Source organism: Okeanomitos corallinicola TIOX110, assembly GCF_038050375.1.
In the GTDB taxonomy this organism is placed as follows: domain Bacteria; phylum Cyanobacteriota; class Cyanobacteriia; order Cyanobacteriales; family Nostocaceae; genus Okeanomitos; species Okeanomitos corallinicola.
On record NZ_CP150886.1, the window covers coordinates 1,657,342 to 1,675,790 of the forward strand.

The window sequence follows — 18,449 nt, forward strand, 5'->3', positions numbered from 1 at the left end:
TTCAATGGTTTCATCAGCGTATAGTAGATATTCTCTTAAAACAGCTTACCTGTACTTACCTACTTAAATTGGCAGTTATGCCGAACTCAGTTTTGAGTGCCAGCATAATTTTAGGCATAGTCAGTATCGCCCTTTTAGACACAAATTTTAGCAGTGCCATTGCTCAGATTACCATTTCCACAGAACAGAACTTTAGCAGCGAAGGAACAATTTCCCAGCTGAACCTACTGTTTGTCAACTCCAATTTTGGTAATGATCAGACAGGTAATGCCAGTGAAAACGCTCCTTTAAGGACTATTACCCAGGCTTTGAGACTTGCACAACCAAATACTGTAATTATGGTTGCTCCTGGTACATACAGTTCACAAACAGGAGAAAAGTTTCCCCTCATCCTCAAGCCTGGTGTCGCTATTCAAGGCGATAACAATCACAAAGGTAAAAATGTCAAAATTTTAGGTGGTGGTGATTATCTTAGTCGTAGCTTTGGCCGTCAAAATATAGCTATTGTTGGTGCAAATCAATCTAGTTTAAGCGGAGTTACAGTTACTAATACTAACTTCCGTGGTTATGGTTTATGGATTGAATCTGCTAATACAGTAGTTGCAGAAAATACATTCACTGGTAATACTCAAGACGGAATTTCTATTACTGGTAATGCTACACCGACAATTAGTAAAAACTATATTTACAGTAATGGAGCTAATGGTATTACCGCGTCTGGTGATTCCCGTCCGCAAATTCAGGAAAATGTGATTCAAGGGACAGGGTTTGGAATTAACGTTGCAGAAAAAGCTGCCCCTGTAATTGCTGGTAATCAAATTTCTGGTAACAGAACAGGAGTAGTAATTCAAGCCAACACTAGCCCAGTTTTACGAAATAATCTGATTCAAAGTAGTCAAGAAGACGGTTTAGTTGTGATTGCCCAAGCTACTCCAGATTTGGGTAATAGTAGAGAAATTGGTGGTAATAAATTTGATCAAAATCGTCGCTACGATATTAACGCCAAAGCAGCTAAACAGGTAATTTATGCCTTTGGTAATCAAATCAATAAAAGTCGCATTGTTGGTGATGTGGATACTACCAGTGGAACTGCTATTACTAGAAACTCTTTACCTATACCTATGGCAGTATCTACAGAAACCACTCCTACAAATGGAGAAATAGTTTTTGCTGCTCCTAGTATTCCTGAAAATTTGAATTCCTTACCCCGGATTTTATCTAGAAATACAAATCCAGGTAATCAATTACCACAATTAGCAGCTACTAATTTACAAAGTTCTTTATTTACGAATAATTCCCAATCTGTCACTGATAAAACCCAATATACCCAACAATTAAATTATGTCAGAATCCAACCAGGAGTAGTTGCCGCAGAAGTCAATGAACCGAAAGTAATTGAATTTGTTGCCCCGCAACTCCAAAATAATCAACAACCCTCTCAAATCCCCAATACTCGCTCAACTAATCAACCTGTCATTATTGGTAATTCTAGAATAGTATCATTACCCAGAAGTTACGCAACTAGATCTAGTGTACGTTATCGAGTGCTGGTAAATGTTGCTAATGATGCCCAAAGAGAAATAGTCCGCTCTGTTGTACCTGATGCTTTCCCCAAGGTTGTACAGGGACGTAGAGTCATGCAAGCAGGTGTGTTTAGCAATGAATTCAACGCCATGCAAATGGTTCAACTTTTAAATAGTAAAGGTTTAAGAGCAATGGTTAGTTATTAGGCATTGGGTATTCATCCTCCCCATCTCCCCATCTCCCCGAACTTCCTAAATAGCAAATTCTGGTTCTGGGATAGTCATCGCTTTGAGTTTAGATGTAAAAGACTCAGAGCGATCGCTCCTTTGGGGTGTAAATTGTCCAATAGGTGGATGATTTGCATTTGCTGGCATTAATTGGGGTAATTCTGTCTCTGGGGACAAACTACCCTGAGTCATCAACCTTTGACTGACGGATACAGCCAACTGTCTTCTATCACTATCAGCAGCAACCTTAAATGAGGGAGTTGTCAAAGCCCGAACTTGTTGTTCGTCATGTTCTAAATACCCCGATGTCGTTTGACTTTCCCGTTCATAGCTATAACTACTAACTTGCGCTGGTAGTTTTTGGGGTTTTGGAGGGGTTTGAATATAGGTAGGTTGGGGGATTGTTGGTAAAACAGGACGGGATATTTTAGTAAGATTTTCTGGAAATTTGCTACACACCATGCGTTCAAATTCCATGTTGAAATGAAAAGACACCTGGTTTCGCCGTTGCCAAAAGTTTAAAATTTGCTGTACTGATATCGCTTTATATCGCCCTTGATACAGGGCTTCAATTACGGCTAGATGTAGCCAGTCAATTGGGTACTCTCTTTGCCAATGGTTAACTAACTCACTGGCACTGTACCCATTGAGGTCAAAACTATAATGAATTAATAAGTTGATGGCCAGTTCGGCACAGGTGTTTTGCGGTGTTGTTAGCATGGGGTTTAATTTCCAGGCAATAGGTATAAAAGGTTCACCCATCGCATCTAGCTTAACGTGTTTTTAGCTACGTGATTATTTTTTTCAAGCAGCTTATTTGTTAGCCAGTGTTTTTTATTCTACTTGTCAATCGCTATTATGCAAAATCATATAGTAGAACTCAACCACTAGACAAAGTTACCAGTAAATGCTTAGAGAGTGTGACAGGTGACAGGTGACAGGTGACAGGTGACAGGTGACAGGTGACAGGTGACAGGTTAGGTTACAGGTTACAGGTTACAGGTGCTACGCCACGGTGACAGTAAGAAAACAGGGGATATGGGGAGGATGAATAACCCAATGCCCAATGCCCAATGCCCAATGCCCAATGACTATATCGGTTTAGATCGTTTGAGGGCAACTAATGCCTGATAAATCATAGCTGCAACCTCTGCCCTGGTTGCTTCTTTCGTAGGTGCGAGGATTTGAGGATCGGGGTAGTTAATAATAATTTTGTATTGGGTGGCGGTTGCTACTGCTGTTCTGGCATATTCGGGAATGGATTTTCTATCGGTGTAAATTGTCAACAAATCTTGACTTGCTGGGGGTAGCCCTAGTCCGTTGACTAGAGAAACTATGACCTGTAGTCTTTGCACGTTTTGATAGGGACGAAAAGTGCGATCGCTAAATCCGCCTACAAAACCTCCACTGGCGGCTATTTGAATAGCTTTAACTGCCCAAAAATCGCCGGGAACATCGGTAAATTCGGTGGCTGGGCGTTTAGGAGTGGGGTTAAAAGCAGCTGATATTAAGGCTGTATATTGGGCGCGAGTCATGGGTTTATCTGGTTGATAACTGCCATCGGCAAAGCCTTGGGTTAAATTCATGCTCACTAAAGCCCGAATGTAGGCTTCTGCCCAATGTCCTACTAAATCAGAAAATGAGGGAATTTCTGTATCTGGTTTAACAATGTAGGGAGAAGCAACTACTTCTGCCTGTCCTCTGGCTACCAAAGCTTGATAAATTAAGGCGGCTATTTCTGCGCGGGTAATTTCTCGTAATGGTTCTAAAAGTTCTGGCTGGGGATAGTTAATAATTAATAATTTTTGAGTGGCAATTGTGATGGCGTTGGTGGCATAGGTGGGAATTTGGGCGCGATCGCTATAAACTAATAAACCATTGGGATTACTACCTGTAAATTTCAAGCCGTTAACGATGGATACTATAGCCTGTACTTTAGTTAAGTTTTGTCCTGGTCTAAATGTGCCATCAGGAAAGCCATTTAAAAATCCTGCCTCCGCAGCACTGGCAATGGCTTTAGCTGCCCAAAAATCTGTTCTAATATCTTTAAATCTATTGAGATTATTACTAGCTGGAAATTGAAAAGTCTTGGTAATTAAAGCTGCATATTGGGCGCGGGTGATGGGTGTGGATGGTTGAAAAGTGCCATCAGGAAAGCCACTGATAAAGTCTTGTTTTACCAATGCTTCGACAAATTCTGCTGCCCAATGTCCATCTAAGTCGGCAAAACTGGTACTAATTCCTACTTGGCTGGGAGTATCGGCGGTAGCGGCTAGAAATTCAACTACTCCTTTCACTTGGGCTGGGTTTAATTGATTGCCTACAGAACTGACGGTTTGAAATGATAAATTTTGAATATCAAATTCTTTTTGTTCACGAAAAATATTATCAGCAGGGTCTTGGGGTTTACCCAAGTCGGGAATCGCATTACCATTTACCAGTAATCCTCCTTGAGTATTTTGGCAAATTAAATTTCTTCGCAATACCGGACTAGCATCACGTGCTAACGCCAGAGCAATTCTGTTTTTGATAAGTTTGTTGTTTGCTATTAAAGGGGCGGCAAAATCACTCAGGGCTACACCTACGGGGTTGTTTTCAAAGACATTTCTTAATACTTCTCCTTTACTATGACGTGCCATCATTAAACCGCTGGCAGAGTTCTGAATAAAGATATTATCTAAAATGGCGGGTTTGGCGTTACCTGTTGTCAAAATTCCTTCCCGTAAGCATTTACTGAAGGTATTATTTGCTAAAGTTGGGGCTGTGGACTCAATCCAAATTCCAGTACCTTTATTACTAGGGTTGGTAATAGTTACACCTAAAACACTGGCATCACCCAATAGTAGCAAGGTGATATTTTGCCAACCAAAGCTGGGACTTTGATACTTACCACTACCAGAAATGATGATTTCCTGACCTTTGTTAGATTCGTTACCTACTAATAATGTTTCTCCAGGAATAATTAAGGGGAAAATCTCCCCTGTAGAAGTGTTGTAAGTTCCTGGTGCTAGTTGAATAATTCCTGGTGATTTGGTAATTTTTAAGGCGTGGGTGATTGTTTTTAAGGGACTCAACCGAGAGCCAGTATTAGCATCTTTACCAGTGACAGAATTTACGTAGAGTGTCGCAACAGCCATAATAATTCAGAATTTATAATTCATAATTTATACATTATATTAAGTCAAAATTTATAATAAATTACAGATATAGATCCCCGACTTCTGTAAAAATAACTGCTAAAAAACATGATCTCTCAAAGAAATTAGGGATTTAAATATTACTATCACAGTGACTCACTACAAAGAATCACAAAATAATCACAATAATTGGGTGAGATAATATTGGCAAACTATGATTACTTTTCCACTCGTTCATATTATGTTGACGGTAAATTTGTACGAGTTGATTAAATAATTATTGTCTAGTAATTCCGTTGCATCACGGTATATTTAATTCTCGATTTATGGCTTGAGTTAGAGAACCATAAAAGGCTTTCTCAATAATATTAATCTGACTTTTTAACTCTTCTGGAGAAATTGATAAATTATACAAAATACTCATAAAATATTTCTCCCTTATGGAAGATGAGGAAAAATAATTTTCCCTATATACTTAATTGATCATGAATAAAATAACTTTGATGCAAAAAAAATTATATCTCAATTGCAGTAAAAAATACTTAAACATTAGCAATGATAAGTTTTCTCATGTCCAAATTGGACAGAATGAAAATCAAGTTGCTTAGTTGCTTATATCTTTTTGAGAAATAATTCAGATTTAGAATCAACTCATAGTTATGGAAGATAAAAAATCACACCATCAAAACTCCTTAAAAATTGACGGTGGTACATTTTCCCATGTCCAAATTGGACAAGCAGGTAGTGATCTCACTCAGAATCAGCAATACATTCCAGAAGCGGGTGAGAAACAATTGACAGTTAATGAAGTAGTTGAATTAATAACACAAATTGAATCTTTATTTCGGACTTCGGATTTACCAGAACAACAAAAGAAACAAGCACTTAAACATCTGGATTATGCAAATGATGCAGTTCAGGAAAAAGAACCAGACAAAAACACTGCGGTAATTAGTTTACAGAAAGCTACTAAAGTCCTCAAGGAAGCTAACGAAACTGCTAATGCTGGTCAAGGTCTTTGGCAAAAGTTAGAACCAATCAGCAAACAATTAGCTCCTTGGTTGGGAATCGCAGTTAAAAATATTCTATTTGCTTCATAAATCAATAAATTATGAATCAACAACCACCGCATCAGCACAATCTAGATATTACCAATACATCAATTAGAGAAGCACAAATTGGTCAGGCTGGAAATGACTTACAACAAATACAATATGTAACTGTATATGAAAGTTTTAGTCTAGCTAAATTAATTGGTCGTAGACAGGTAAACCTGCCAACACAACAAGAAGAATATCGCTTCCGAAAAGTTCTACTGAATAAAGTTAAACAATATTGGGTTAACGGTGTACTAGAAAAATCTCTACATAATCAGGCTTTAATTGAACTAGGAATAGAAGAAAGATTAGACTTAGTTGAGCAACCTTCCAGTATTATCAAAGAAATTCCTAATGAATGTCAACCTTTGTCTGAAAACCAAAGTGTTTCTGATGTCTTCAATCAGATGGGAGAAGGACGTACTTTATTGATTTTGGGAGAACCAGGAGCAGGTAAAACAATCACTCTCTTAAAGTTGGCACAAGATTTAATTACTCGGACTGAAGAAGATTTGAGTCAACCAATTCCCGTAATTCTCAACTTATCTTCTTGGGGTAATAATCCCCAAAAATTTAATGATTGGCTCATTGAAGAATTAAATAGTAAATATCAAATTTCTACAGAACTTAGTAAAGATTGGATGAGAAATGAACAACTAATACTATTATTAGATGGTCTAGATGAGGTCAAGGTTGAATATCGTTCAAGCTGTGTCCAAGCTATTAACCAATTTAGTCAAGAACATGGGTTAACTGAGATTGTAGTGTGTAGCAGGATTCAAGATTATCAAGCTCTTTCTAACCCTTTGCAATTACAAGCTGCAATCTACATCCAATCTTTAACCCCTCAACAGGTTAACCAATATTTGGACAGTGCCGGCAGTCAATTAGAAGCGGTAAAAACCTTACTTGAGGAAGATACCGCACTCCAAGAATTAGTTAAATCACCCCTAATCCTGAGTGTAATCACCCTGGCTTATCAAGGTAAAAAAGTAGAAGAACTATTACAAATAGCTTCTGTGGAAAAACGGCGTGAACACCTGTTCAATACTTATATTGAGCGGATGTTTAAGCGCAAGGAAGTTAATCAGCAATATTCAAAAGATCAGGTTATACATTGGCTAAATTGGTTAGCACAAAAGATGTATCAAACATCTCAATCAGTCTTTTTAATTGAGAAAATGCAGCCTAATCTGTTGCAGTCTAATGTGCAAAAAAATCTTTATCAAATCGAAATTATTCTGATTGGAATAATAGTTATTGGATTAATCTTATTTCTAGGTAGAACTTTAGATTTAGATAATGATAAAATTAACCTTTTTAATGTATTAACCATAAACATTCTCCTATGGAGTTTAGTTTTATGGTGGAATTTCGGCAGGGGTAAAGTAGAAATAGAAACCTTTGAAACTTTGACATGGCCTTGGAAAAAAACACAAAAGGATTTGCTTAATGCCTTAAAATATGGACTAAGTTGGAGCTTAATTTTATCTCCAATGGGGATATTGTGGTGTTATATCACTTGGGAAAACCCAAAATGGCCAATTGGTTATGAAAAAATATTAATATTTGGAACAATTTTAGGATTAATATTTGCGCTGATTATAGGATTAATTCGTAGCTTTAAAGGCTCAGAAATAGAGATCAAAACTATTCCCAATCAAGGTATCATAAAATCTTTTTATAATGCGGTGATTGTCGTATTAGTTAGCTGGATAATTTTATTTTTGATTATTTTTACCTTGTTTCCTCAAGGATTACAATCAAAAACTTCTATCATCAGTTGGGGACTGATTTTAGGGCTACTTTTTGGAGGGGGAATATCAGTTATTCAACACTTTAGTTTAAGATTTATCCTCTGGGTTAAGGGGTTTATTCCTCATAATTTAGCTCGCTTTCTTGATTATGCTAGTGAGCGCGTTTTTCTACAAAAAGTTGGTGGTGGTTATATCTTTGTTCATCGGATACTACTAGAACATTTTGCAACGCGAATCCATTCTTCACAATCGGAAATAAGAAACACCTACAAAACTATAAAAATTTTGTTTGTAGGGGGAGCAATTATAATTATTAGCCTAATTTATGGTACTGTTTGCTTGAATTTTGCGGAGTTTCAACTGAAATCCCAAGCAAATATGCTAATTTCAGCAATGGATGCTGTTCGTAAATATAATCATGATTACATTACACCTTTATTAAGAACAGAAGCAGACGAAAAACTTTTGATGGAATCAATTCCTACCTTTGCTGTAAATCAAGTATTTAATGTGTTTGCTGCTGCTTATAAAAATGATTATGGAGATTACATTTATAAATCTGCGATGATTAATCCCAGTAATCTCAATGATAAAGCAACGCTGGAGGAAATCAAAATTATTGAGACCCTAAAACAACAAGATTTAGATACTCAACGTCAACCAGCAGGTCAGAACATTGATCAAGGATATCAAGATCAAGTAGCAGTTCAGAATATTGATCAAGGATATGTTAAGATAGAAGATAGAGATTATTTCTATACATCTCGCCCCATTAAAATTACTGATAAAACTTGTTTGAGTTGTCATTCGACTCTAGAAAAAGCTCCTCAATCGTTACAAGTTCTCTATAAACAAGGCAAATATGTTGCTAATCAAGGATTTGGTTGGGAATTGAATACAGTTATTGGTGCTAAGGTTGTTTATGTTCCGGCAACGGAAGTATATAAAATAGCTCAAAAGGATTTTATTATTCTTGTAGGTGCTTTTATTTTGATATCCGCTGTGGTTATTATTGCAATGAGTATTTTGTATAGCCATTGATTGAGGTACTACTTGGTAATACCTGAATTCAACCCTTTATTTAACAAGGGTTTTAGCGATTTATTAATGTTTCAAAATGTTCGCCATATTTTGATAATAAAATATTCAAACTTTTATCACATCTGGATTTGAAAATTAGGAAATTATTTTCATGATTTCCGGTTTAATGGAAAAGGGTTAGTAACCCATTTAAAGCGATTGCCTCAATTATAGATATTGGTACAGTCGTAAAATATTCTTGTTGAAATTGTTCTTCTTGAATTGCAGATAGAAACTTACTAATAGCATATTCAGCTTTAGTTTCATCACTATTCATTTCATCCCACGTAATTTGTAAATCACTATCTTGTGATTTTACATTAAACCCTAAATATCTGAGTGAGTGAAATCCTAAATATAAACTTAAATCACTAATACCTAATCTTTCTAAAAATTGTACACGAGTCACTAATTGATTTGTCCGACTTAAAAATTTGGCAATTCCTACTAATTTCAACCAAATGTCTTGAGGTATTTGATGTTCTGGTTTTTGCCAAGCTAATGCTAATTTTTTTTGATGATAAATTGATTTTCTCACCCATAACCGGACTTCTTCCCAACTGGTAGGACAATCTTTGACAATTAAGATATTATCATCATCTATAAATTCTAAATCATCTTGATTTCGCCAATCTAAAATCATCGCTGATTTTTCTGCTTTTACTTCTAATTCTGTACAAGGACGAACATCAATCAATCTAATTTCATAATGGGGTTTACGGTTTCGTTTTTTATCTTCATAACTATTAAAATCAATCTCTGCAATACAATCACATCTACCTTCAGGTAACTCCTCTTTGTAATGTCCCCACCAAATACCCGGAAAAGGAATTTTACTAGAATCATCTCTAATATTAAATTCAGTTTTAATATATTGTATTTTCTGTCCTTTTAAATCCTCTTGATTGCGATGCCAAGTATTCTCAAAACAGCAATTTTTTATTAACAGTTTAGGAACATGATTTCCCATTCCACAAGGTTCTAAAAGTTTTAATTCTAAAAATAAATCTTTACCTGAATTCTTCCCTAAATCGGCAACGGTTACTATTAAATCAGCTTGTACCGTAGGTGTAAGTTCAACACCTGCTAAATGTTGCCGTAATTTTTGATTAATTGCATCTGTAAATAACGGAATATTCTCAGCTAATAAACTTAATCCAGCCGCAAAGGGATGTCCACCAAAACGATGTAATAAGTGTTCCTGTTCTTTAACTAATTGATATAAATCAACTCCATTAATTGATCTGGCAGAACCACGCGCAAGTTTCGGTTTATTAGCTTCTAAATCACCTATTTCTGTACTTAACAAAATTGTTGGTTTGCCTGTTTCTTGGGCAATTTGTCCCGCTACTAAACCTAAAACTCCTACTGCCCATTGTGGGTCTTCTAATACTATCACGCTGGTAGTTGATAAATCCAATTGGGAGAGTTTTTGTAATACTTGATTTTGCACATCTTTTTGTAAAGACTTACGTCTTGTATTGGCTAATTCTGTTTCTTGTGCCAATTTTTGACAGCGTTGCATATCCCGACTGGTTAATAATTCCACACAGAAACTAGCATCACCTTGAATTCTACTAACGGCGTTAATACGAGGTCCTAAACCAAAGGAAATATCTGTGGGGCGATCGCCACTTTTCTGGCATAATTCTAATAAGATTCCTACTCCTGGTCTTCTTTTTGTTGGAGACTTAGAATCATTGTATAATCTTTGCAGTCCTAATTTAGCTAAATAACGACAATCTCCACTTAATTGAACTAAATCTGCAATTAATCCTATCGCTACTAAATCTAATAAATCTGCTACAGGTTTTTGGGGTACATCTGGCAAAGTTTGATATAGTCCTTCTACTAATTTATAAGCCACCGCTACCCCAGAAAGATGAAATAACGGATGGGTTTCTGGTAAATAACGAGGATTAATAATTGCACTCACAGGTGGACGTTCTGTCGGTAAGGTATGATGATCAGTAACAATGACATCAATGCCTAATTTCTGTGCATAAATAATCTCATCAATATTTGTACTTCCAGTATCACAAGTGACGATTAATGTACATTCTTGTTGTGCTAAATTATCAATTCCTGCTACATTTAAACCATGAGATTCTGTTAAGCGATTGGGAATATAATAAGTTAACTTTTCTTGTTGAATAAAAAACTCTCCCAACCCATCCCATAATACCGCAGTGGAAGTAATTCCATCAGCGTCAAAATCTCCCCAAATTGCTACTTTTTCTCCAGATGTCGCCGCTTTTTTTAATCTTTCTACGGCTAAATTCATTTCTTGTCCAAATTCAAATGGACTTGCAGGTTGATAGTTTTTATGGTTAACAAATCTGGCTAATTCTAATTCTGTTTTTATCCCTCTTTGCCAAAGTAATTGTGCTGCAAATATTCCCGATGATGATAAATACTTTTTAACTTCTTGGATAAACCACTCAGGAATCTGTGTTGTTTCTACTAAATTCCACTGCATTGAATTAATTAAATTGCTATCTCTTCGATAGTAGCAAGATTTGGTAATATTTTATCACTTTGTTCTAAGGAACTATTTTCTGAATTGTAGCAACGTACATAATATGGACAATCTTTTTTACAGGCTTTGGGATATGCTGGTTCTTGGGGAAATGGTTGATTTTGTTGATATGCTACCAACCAGTTAGTTAAGTTATTTAATAATTTCTGGAGAGTTTTTTCTGTTTTTTGATGTTGTTCAATATTATAATTAAATTGAATTTTATTTAGTTTATTTTGAGGATTAACAAACCAATAAGTCATAGATATATTTTCTGGTAAAAAAATACTGGTTTCCGCCAAAACATACATATATAATCTAGTTTGCCAGTTATTCTCTAAATCATCTTTATTTAGTGATTTAGCGTAGGTTTTCCAATCTATTATTTGTGCTGTTTCTTGTTCTGCTATCAATAAATCATAAATTACTGTAATTAGATAATCTTGAATTTGCAAAGTTCGATAATGTTCACTCTCTCGAAATATCTGATTATTTGTCTCAGTTTTTAGTATTTCTGGAGCTAATTTGTTAAAATCTTTAACCCATATTTGTAATTCACTATCTACTGCTAAAAAACCATCAATAGGTAAATTCATTGCTTGCTGCTGCATCAATAAGTGAAACTGACTACCTAAAGTTTGACTTTTTTCGTATGTTGGATTGGTAGGTGTATTCAGTTTTTCTAAATATGTGTGTTGGAATTTGCGTGGACAAGCTACCAGTAGGTTAAGATGTCCTTGGGAAAGTCGAAATAATTCTATGGCTGTTGATGACATTTTTTCCTCCCCGCGCACCTTTTTTTGTAGGTAGTTGACTTACAAGTGGTTTTTTGCTAAAGTATCTAATAATGGGGTGTGTTTAACTTTTTTTAATTTTTGACACCCGATTATTAAAATTATCTAATATTAAATTTACCATAGAGAGACTAAAAAGGCAATACTATCGAGCCGCAAAAAGTCTAATTTTTTTTCATATCTTGCTCCTTCGTGTTCTTCGTGGTTGAATAACAGAAAGTAAAAGGCTGAATTTTAAGATATTTGCTTCATCCTTTTACCTTGTTTTGAATTTGCGAATTAATTGATATTTTCCCTAGCATCCTTAACAGCCGCAATAAAAAATAATACGGTGAGGGGAATACTTAAACCCAGGATAATTGCAGTAGTTTGGACACCTAAATCTGGCTGTCCAGAACTAAGTTCAAACACAGAACCCACAGCAGCGATCGCTGTAAAACAAGAACCACCTAAAAATAAACCGCTTTTTGGAGTTAAATACACTACTAGACCACCCTATGCTACTGGTTTGACTGCTTGATACGAGAAACCATTTTTAGATAGTTCCTGTGCCAAAGTCAAGGAGTTTTCTACACGATCCACAAATACCACACCATTGAGGTGATCCATTTCGTGTAGGATACATCTGCCTAACAATTCATCTGCTTTTAATCTCTGTGGGCGACCGTATTCATCTTTATAAGCAATTTCTACAGTTTGAGGACGTTTAACATCTAAATAAACTTGAGGGATGCTTAAACAGCCTTCTTGAGCGACACAAAGCTCACTGCTAACTTGCTTAATTACAGGATTAATTAATACCAGCGGTGGGGCTTCTGGTTTGTCTGGTTCGCAGTCAATGACAATTAATTGTTTATTAATTCCGACTTGGGGTGCAGCCAAACCAATACCGTCTTCGCTGTACATAGTTTGCAGCATTTCCCGCACCAGTTGGCGAAGTTCATCATCTATTTTTGTGACGCGCTTGGCAGGTTGACGCAGGACGCGATCGCCTAAATAATGAACCTTCAAAGGTGGATTTTTTAACTTTTTCTTCTCTACAGCAATATCAGAGGGCATGATGATCTTGGCTTGATGATGAATGTCTAACTAATATAATTCTATCGTTATTTGGGAAGCGACAGGTGACAGTGAAAAACGTCAGATACCTTCTAAACTAAGATGAATGCTGAATATAGAAAGAACTATTTTGATTATTCCTATTTTGATTACTCATCATTCATCAATTATTACTTCTTCCTTAACTCTAACAGGCAATTGAGCTAAATCAGGCAACTCCACTGCTTCTGCATCAACAATTTTATCCTTAATATTTAAGGGAATATTTAAAGGTTCACGTTCTTCCACCCAGCAACTAGCCACAGGCAAAGTTTGTTCTAACTCATCTAAAGGTCGAGGAATAACCATCACTGCATTGAGTTCACCAATCCTTTCCGCTTCAAACATCCCCGCTTCTACCGCTACCGCCACATTAGCAACTGTACCGCGAATAATAGCTGTACATAAACCTGCACCGATTTTTTCATAGGATGCTAGATGTACCTCTGCGGATTTTAACATAGCATCACAAGCACCCACCATGGCTGGAAAGCCCCTTGTTTCCACTAACCCAATAGCCTGATTACTCAAACGACTATAATTACCATCATTCATCATTTGTGTCAGGCGGTTAATAGGTAGAACTATATCTAAATTAGGATAAGGTCGAGGAATAACTAAACTAGAAACTAACTGTCCAAACTGTTCTGCTGTTTGTACACCAGCTTCTACAGCCAATCGAACATCAGCAATACCACCACGGACAATTGCTGTACAGTGACCACTACCAATCTTTTCATAACCAACTAAATGGACACCAGCAGATTTTAGCATCATATCAGCCGTGCCAACTATTGCTGGGAAGCTAAGAGTAGATACCATACCCAAGGCAGTATCCTTGAGGTTGTCACGGCGGCGCGGTGCATGGATGGTGCTGAGAGCGCGTTGATTGTATGTTTCCATCATAAATTCACCAGGATACTCGCAAAGAAAGACAACTAACAATTAATACTTACTCTGAAGAATTTTCAGAGTTTTCATCACTCAAGGGTTGCCGATGGGGAAACAAAGTAGTCAAAAGTCTATTAATGCTTCCTTGTCCATATATTTGTGTCCCAAAGGTATTATTTGGTTCAGCATGATTCGGACTGGTTTCGGGGGCTTGAGAGTTAGTTTCTGGAGAACCTGGGAGATTTGTTTCTTGGGGAATGGGGTCAGTAACCAGAGGAGTTTCTGTAACTGGAGGTGACTGGCTTTTCGGGGTGGGAGAAGGTGGAGAGACTGAAGTAGATTCTTGTTTAACTTGTTTAAAATCTATAAAGGCCGCAGCCGAGAATTGAGTAGAATTAACTACTGTTTTCTTTTCTTCTTCCTCTTCCTGTTGTTGGGACTCTAGGGTATCTTTAGTAGTTGTATCCGTGGCAGTTTTGACTGCTGATAAATTTTCAGGTTCATCAATTTTACGGCTACTATCTCCCAATATTGAACCAGATGCTAATACTTGCTCAGGTGCTACAGAACAATTGAACACTGTGGTAGCTGCACCGATACAAGCATTGGCCCCTATTTTGCCTTGACCAACCATTAAAAAGCCGGCTCCCAGGTTTGCTCCTGCTTCTATTTCTAGGATACCCTCATTGACCTGGAGAATTGACCCCATGCCAATACATACTCCAGCACCAATAATAATTTTACTTTTAGCAGCTGCTTGAAGTATTACCCCTGGTGCTATGACCGCACTGGGATGAATATTTACTTCGCCACTAATATAAGAATCTAATTTGTCGCTGAGGCGAAGCAACGGCACAGACATGAATTTTATTACCTCGGAAGCCGGAAAAATGAATAAGAAAAATTTTGAGGTGGGGTGGTGGGGAGGTGGGGTGATGGGGTGATGGGGATAATAAATTAATATCTGTCACCTGTCACCTGTCACCTGTCACCTGTCACCTGTCACCTATCACCTGTCACCTAAATTATGGACGTTGGATAATTGCTTCTAACACGCGGCGTTTGGCTGCGGTATCAATACCAATTAAACGCACATATTCCCCTGGATATTCAGAGATACAAGCTTCTAAAGCAGCGATCGCATCTCTTTCCGATCTAGCTTCAATCTGACCTGCACTGGCCCAAGTACCTGTACGGAAACGGCGTTGATCTACGTGTTCCACACTAATCTTAAAACCACTGGTCAACAACTGTCTGAGTTGATCAACTACTTCCGCACTCAAACGGGTACTGGTTGCAGTTGCAGTTGCAGTTCTACCACCAACACTGGCAGATGCTACAGATGTTTTGCCGTTACTAGCAGCAACTACAGGCCCGTTAGGACGTTGAATAATAGTTTCCAGGACGCGGCGTTTAGCTTTGCTATCAATACCAATTAAACGTACATAGTCCCCTTGATGGGAAACCATACATTCTTCCAAAGCTGCTATCACGTCATTAGCTGAAGTTGTTTCAATGGGCTGGCAACTTTGCCAAGTACCTGTACGAAAACGACGCTCATCTACGTGTTCTGTACCAATTTTGTAACCATTAGCCAAAAGTTGACGAATTTGGCTAACTGTTTCCGCACTGAGTCCACCACTAGCAACTGCACCATTACCATTACCGTTATAGCTTCTGTAAGCTCCAGCAGATGCTGCCGCAGGAGCTTTAAAGCCAGATGTACTTGCAACCACACCATCTGGGCGTTGAATAATGGTTTCTAATACTCGCTTTCTGCCCTGGTCAATCCCAAATAGACGCACATACTCGCCACTATGGTCTATTAAACAAGATTCTAAAGCAGAGATGGCTTCACCTAAAGACCGTGTTTCAATAGGCTGGCAACTTTCCCATGTACCTGTACGAAAACGTCTTTGATCTACGTGTTCTGTACCAATTTTATAACCTTGATCTAGTAGATAGCGTACCTGCTCTACCGTTTCTGCACCCAATTTGCTTGCCACTTCAATACTCCTATCCAATTCTTCAACTGTAATACTTGTATAATTTTTCGCCCCATGAATATTCAATTCATCCCGGATGGGGGCAATACATTTAAGATCCTCTGCACAGCGATAGCCAGCCCGCAAAGCTTGATTTATCCCCACCACGTGGTGAGCAAATTCCTGATCCTGATTTTGTACATCTGGTAGGCGATCAGCTTGTTGCTGTGTGGTAATTACTGAACCAGAGGCTACGTATTTACCCGGTGGAATTTCTACATCTTGTATTAATGCGTGCATCATGACGATGCAACCAGCACCTACCCTGGCATTAAAAACGGTGGAACGAAAGCCAATAAAACAACTTTCACCTACATACGCTGGCCCATGAATCAGTGCCATGTGGGTAATAGAAGCATCTTTACCAATCCATACCGAGTATTTTTTACCGTCATCACCAACTACTCGGCCTTGCTCCAACCCATGAATGACTACACCATCTTGAATATTAGTATTTTCACTGATATGAAAGGGTGTTCCTTCATCTGCTCTTATAGAAGTTCCTGGGGCAATAATCACATTCGCACCCAGGTGTACATCCCCAATTAAATTGCAAGAAGAATGTACAAATGCGGTTTGATGGACATCGGGTTCAGCTAAACTCCTTGACCACGGGGTTGGGGGTGCCGCCGTGCTGCGGACTACCATTGTGAGATTCCTCCTGAATATGCTTTTTGTCAGTTATTCAGTGGTCAGTTGTTGGTTGACTATATTTCTGTCACCTGTCACCTGTCACCTATTTCTTGACTATCTATACTGGTCTTTTTTGCTGTAAATAAGACCATTTTCAACATGAATGGTGTCTATGATTGCCACTACTGCTGCATCTAATGGACGTTGTTCGTTACCAAGAACTTGACGAGCGGCACTTCCACGACTGATTAGTACCCACTCATCAAAGCCAGCCCCGACACTGTTATCAGCCGCTACTTCGTATTCTGGCAGAAGATTCCCATTTTCATCTATTAGTTGCAGCATCAATAGTTTTACACCTCTAAGACTAGGATCTTTTTGGGTGCTAACTACTGTGCCACGCACTTTTGCAATTTGCATCTAAAAATTATTGTCTGCTTACAGGACGAATTCCACTCACACCTTCCCGGAACTGTTCTACATCCTCTGTATACCGAATTGGTAGTACATATTCTAAGTTTTCGTGGGGACGAGCGATGATGTGGGTAGATAAAACTTGTCCACCGTTTACTCTCTTGACGTTATCTACTCCAGCTGCTACTGAAGCTTGGACTTCGGAAACGTCACCACGAATGATTACTGTTACTCGTCCACTACCAATTTTTTCATAGCCTACTAAGGTAACGCGAGCTGCTTTTACCATCGCATCAGCAGCTTCTACTACTGCTGGAAAGCCAAGAGTTTCAACCATTCCTACTGCAATTGACATTGGGGTTTCATCCTTAAATTAATTTTTTCAACAGACAAGTATTTCAAATCAAGTAGCACCGTTAACTGCTTATTATCAAAAGCGGTTAAGTACGGAACTGTTCTACTGCTTCGGTGTAACGAATAGGTAATACATATTCTAGGTTTTCGTGGGGACGAGCGATGATGTGAGTAGATAAAACTTCACCACCGTTGACTCTTTTGGCTGCTTCAATTCCAGCTGATACTGAAGCTTGGACTTCGGAAACGTCTCCCCGAACTATTACGGTAACACGCGCACTACCAATTTTTTCATATCCTACCAAAGTTACACGAGCTGCTTTCACCATCGCATCAGCAGCTTCTACTACCGCAGGAAACCCTTTAGTCTCAATCATTCCAACTGCAATTGGCATCGCAGAACTCCTAAAAATTTAATACAATCAGTACTATGGGTGGAAATTTTTGACGGGGATGCTCATTTTGATCCCAGAAAATTACTTCTAAAATTAAGCATAGGAAACCTTGGCATCCCTGGCAACATAAATTACTATAATAGTTTGTAATAAAAAAGTTTAAAAAAACTTAACAAAACTTAATTCACTCCTAAATCTTAGATAAAAATCCACGGTTTCCTGGAGTGGTCGCTTATGCTTTATAATCTCTTTATCACATTTAGAAAACATAGTTCATAGCCAGTGCTGATTACATCTGGCTGGGATTGATTAGAGGCTGCATATTCCACTGTCTCAATCTTTCCTGACATTTTGTTATCTTTATATGCATTCCATGAAAAATATATAAGTTGACTAAATGTAACCTAGAAATTTACTTTTCCAAAGTATAAATACAAATTTACAAGCAGAGGGTTTGTGAATACGAGTAGATGCTTTTAGCTGTG

At 37.7% G+C, this 18,449-nt stretch carries 16 protein-coding genes; 3 read left to right on the forward strand and 13 right to left on the reverse strand.

Features of this window, described 5'->3' with window-relative positions:
• Positions 1-77 precede the first annotated feature (77 nt).
• Entirely contained in the window at positions 78-1,730 is a 1,653-nt protein-coding gene (locus WJM97_RS07210) for a DUF1565 domain-containing protein (RefSeq protein ID WP_353932360.1), read from the forward strand.
• A 45-nt stretch (positions 1,731-1,775) separates the two neighbouring features.
• Here the strand turns inward: WJM97_RS07210 and WJM97_RS07215 are convergent, their stop codons facing one another.
• The 3 genes from WJM97_RS07215 to WJM97_RS07225 form a co-directional block, all read right to left on the reverse strand.
• Complete coding sequence (locus WJM97_RS07215; protein ID WP_353932361.1) at positions 1,776-2,513, reverse strand: hypothetical protein; 738 nt, start codon at positions 2,511-2,513, stop codon at positions 1,776-1,778.
• 329 nt (positions 2,514-2,842) lie between these two features.
• Entirely contained in the window at positions 2,843-4,888 is a 2,046-nt protein-coding gene (locus WJM97_RS07220) for an S-layer homology domain-containing protein (RefSeq protein ID WP_353932362.1), read from the reverse strand.
• 301 nt (positions 4,889-5,189) lie between these two features.
• The gene (locus WJM97_RS07225) at positions 5,190-5,312 is read right to left on the reverse strand and encodes a hypothetical protein (RefSeq protein ID WP_353932363.1); all 123 of its coding nucleotides are present in this window, start codon (positions 5,310-5,312) and stop codon (positions 5,190-5,192) included.
• Between the two features lie 235 nt (positions 5,313-5,547).
• Here WJM97_RS07225 and WJM97_RS07230 point away from each other — a divergent pair, with 235 nt between their 5' ends.
• Complete coding sequence (locus WJM97_RS07230) at positions 5,548-5,988, forward strand: hypothetical protein (RefSeq protein ID WP_353932364.1); 441 nt, start codon at positions 5,548-5,550, stop codon at positions 5,986-5,988.
• An 11-nt stretch (positions 5,989-5,999) separates the two neighbouring features.
• Positions 6,000-8,783 carry a DUF3365 domain-containing protein gene (locus WJM97_RS07235; RefSeq protein WP_353932365.1) on the forward strand — a complete coding sequence of 928 codons (2,784 nt, stop codon included), beginning with the start codon at positions 6,000-6,002 and terminating at the stop codon, positions 8,781-8,783.
• Positions 8,784-8,946: 163 nt separating this feature from the next.
• Here WJM97_RS07235 and recJ read toward each other — a convergent pair whose 3' ends face one another.
• The 10 genes from recJ to WJM97_RS07285 form a co-directional block, all read right to left on the reverse strand.
• On the reverse strand, positions 8,947-11,301 hold the full coding sequence (gene recJ / locus WJM97_RS07240) for a single-stranded-DNA-specific exonuclease RecJ (RefSeq protein WP_353932366.1): 2,355 nt from the start codon (positions 11,299-11,301) through the stop codon (positions 8,947-8,949).
• Positions 11,302-11,309: 8 nt separating this feature from the next.
• Entirely contained in the window at positions 11,310-12,116 is an 807-nt protein-coding gene (locus WJM97_RS07245; protein WP_353932367.1) for a PD-(D/E)XK nuclease family protein, read from the reverse strand.
• Positions 12,117-12,413: 297 nt separating this feature from the next.
• The gene (locus WJM97_RS07250; RefSeq protein WP_353932368.1) at positions 12,414-12,617 is read right to left on the reverse strand and encodes a hypothetical protein; all 204 of its coding nucleotides are present in this window, start codon (positions 12,615-12,617) and stop codon (positions 12,414-12,416) included.
• 12 nt (positions 12,618-12,629) lie between these two features.
• Positions 12,630-13,193, reverse strand: coding sequence for a peptide deformylase (def, locus tag WJM97_RS07255; RefSeq protein ID WP_353932369.1), 564 nt, complete (start codon positions 13,191-13,193; stop codon positions 12,630-12,632).
• Positions 13,194-13,349: 156 nt separating this feature from the next.
• Complete coding sequence (locus tag WJM97_RS07260) at positions 13,350-14,135, reverse strand: BMC domain-containing protein (protein ID WP_353933126.1); 786 nt, start codon at positions 14,133-14,135, stop codon at positions 13,350-13,352.
• Between the two features lie 49 nt (positions 14,136-14,184).
• Entirely contained in the window at positions 14,185-14,985 is an 801-nt protein-coding gene (locus WJM97_RS07265; protein WP_353932370.1) for a transferase, read from the reverse strand.
• A gap of 163 nt (positions 14,986-15,148) precedes the next feature.
• Positions 15,149-16,816: a ribulose bisphosphate carboxylase small subunit gene (locus tag WJM97_RS07270; RefSeq protein ID WP_353932371.1), complete on the reverse strand. Its 1,668-nt coding sequence runs from the start codon at positions 16,814-16,816 to the stop codon at positions 15,149-15,151.
• 99 nt (positions 16,817-16,915) lie between these two features.
• Positions 16,916-17,221: a EutN/CcmL family microcompartment protein gene (locus tag WJM97_RS07275; protein ID WP_353932372.1), complete on the reverse strand. Its 306-nt coding sequence runs from the start codon at positions 17,219-17,221 to the stop codon at positions 16,916-16,918.
• A 7-nt stretch (positions 17,222-17,228) separates the two neighbouring features.
• Positions 17,229-17,570: a carbon dioxide-concentrating mechanism protein CcmK gene (locus tag WJM97_RS07280; RefSeq protein ID WP_353932373.1), complete on the reverse strand. Its 342-nt coding sequence runs from the start codon at positions 17,568-17,570 to the stop codon at positions 17,229-17,231.
• 85 nt (positions 17,571-17,655) lie between these two features.
• Positions 17,656-17,964 (reverse strand): carbon dioxide-concentrating mechanism protein CcmK, encoded by a 309-nt coding sequence (locus tag WJM97_RS07285; protein WP_015153092.1) that lies wholly within the window; start codon positions 17,962-17,964, stop codon positions 17,656-17,658.
• Between the last annotated feature and the right edge of the window lie 485 nt (positions 17,965-18,449).

Excerpts from the sequence above, each read along its gene's own strand:
- WJM97_RS07260 (WP_353933126.1), bottom strand. The coding sequence starts at position 14,135 with ATGGAAACATACAATCAACGCGCTCTCAGCACCATCCATGCACCGCGC.
- WJM97_RS07270 (WP_353932371.1), bottom strand. The coding sequence starts at position 16,816 with ATGGTAGTCCGCAGCACGGCGGCACCCCCAACCCCGTGGTCAAGGAGT.
- recJ (WP_353932366.1), bottom strand. The coding sequence starts at position 11,301 with ATGCAGTGGAATTTAGTAGAAACAACACAGATTCCTGAGTGGTTTATC.
- WJM97_RS07220 (WP_353932362.1), bottom strand. The coding sequence starts at position 4,888 with ATGGCTGTTGCGACACTCTACGTAAATTCTGTCACTGGTAAAGATGCT.
- WJM97_RS07245 (WP_353932367.1), bottom strand. The coding sequence starts at position 12,116 with ATGTCATCAACAGCCATAGAATTATTTCGACTTTCCCAAGGACATCTT.
- WJM97_RS07265 (WP_353932370.1), bottom strand. The coding sequence starts at position 14,985 with ATGTCTGTGCCGTTGCTTCGCCTCAGCGACAAATTAGATTCTTATATT.
- WJM97_RS07235 (WP_353932365.1), top strand. The coding sequence starts at position 6,000 with ATGAATCAACAACCACCGCATCAGCACAATCTAGATATTACCAATACA.
- def (WP_353932369.1), bottom strand. The coding sequence starts at position 13,193 with ATGCCCTCTGATATTGCTGTAGAGAAGAAAAAGTTAAAAAATCCACCT.
- WJM97_RS07280 (WP_353932373.1), bottom strand. The coding sequence starts at position 17,570 with ATGTCAATTGCAGTAGGAATGGTTGAAACTCTTGGCTTTCCAGCAGTA.
- WJM97_RS07225 (WP_353932363.1), bottom strand. The coding sequence starts at position 5,312 with ATGAGTATTTTGTATAATTTATCAATTTCTCCAGAAGAGTTAAAAAGT.
- WJM97_RS07215 (WP_353932361.1), bottom strand. The coding sequence starts at position 2,513 with ATGGGTGAACCTTTTATACCTATTGCCTGGAAATTAAACCCCATGCTA.
- WJM97_RS07285 (WP_015153092.1), bottom strand. The coding sequence starts at position 17,964 with ATGCCAATTGCAGTTGGAATGATTGAGACTAAAGGGTTTCCTGCGGTA.
- WJM97_RS07230 (WP_353932364.1), top strand. The coding sequence starts at position 5,548 with ATGGAAGATAAAAAATCACACCATCAAAACTCCTTAAAAATTGACGGT.
- WJM97_RS07275 (WP_353932372.1), bottom strand. The coding sequence starts at position 17,221 with ATGCAAATTGCAAAAGTGCGTGGCACAGTAGTTAGCACCCAAAAAGAT.
- WJM97_RS07210 (WP_353932360.1), top strand. The coding sequence starts at position 78 with ATGCCGAACTCAGTTTTGAGTGCCAGCATAATTTTAGGCATAGTCAGT.